The organism is Noviherbaspirillum sp. ST9, assembly GCF_048799745.1.
Classification (GTDB): Bacteria; Pseudomonadota; Gammaproteobacteria; order Burkholderiales; family Burkholderiaceae_D; genus Noviherbaspirillum.
Genome location: NZ_JBLWFR010000229.1, coordinates 1 through 507, shown reverse-complemented (window position 1 = coordinate 507; position 507 = coordinate 1). Strand labels below are relative to the sequence as shown.

Sequence of the window (507 nt, the reverse complement as noted above, 5' to 3'; positions counted from 1 at the left end):
ATTTTATATACTGTTTCATCGAAGCTTGTATGGGCATTCAGATCCGCGCCAAACTTTACTCCTTTTGATTCAAGGAACTGGATCACCTCATTCTTGGAGTAATGTTTTGTACCATTAAAGGCCATGTGCTCAACAAAATGAGCGAGTCCCTGTTGATCTTCGTTCTCCTGAAGAGAACCCGCATTTACAAACAGACGGAGTACCGACTGATTTGTTGGGTTATTGTTTGGATAGATATAGTAGGTAAAGCCATTCTTAAGTTTACCTTTTACCAGTTTTGCATCCTGCGGTATCGGCTGTGCCAATATATTACTGACAGCAACCAGCAGTGAAGCAAAAAGCAAAAGCTTTCTTGCCTTCTTCATTTGTTATTTAACTTTTATCAGTTTAAGCTGCTGTTGTTTCTTATCCGGTCCCGGCAAGCCGAGCGTATAGTTTTTCGTATTGCTTACCAGCTTTATTATTAAAGAATTATTTTTTGAACAGTCCACTTCTTTTGAAAGCCAG

At 39.3% G+C, this 507-nt stretch carries 1 protein-coding gene; it reads right to left on the bottom strand.

The window, feature by feature from the left end; translation table 11 throughout:
• A partial coding sequence (locus ACNOHI_RS25670) for a M16 family metallopeptidase (RefSeq protein WP_420477546.1) occupies window positions 1-365 on the bottom strand: 365 nt, incomplete at its 3' end.
• Window positions 366-507 lie beyond the last annotated feature (142 nt).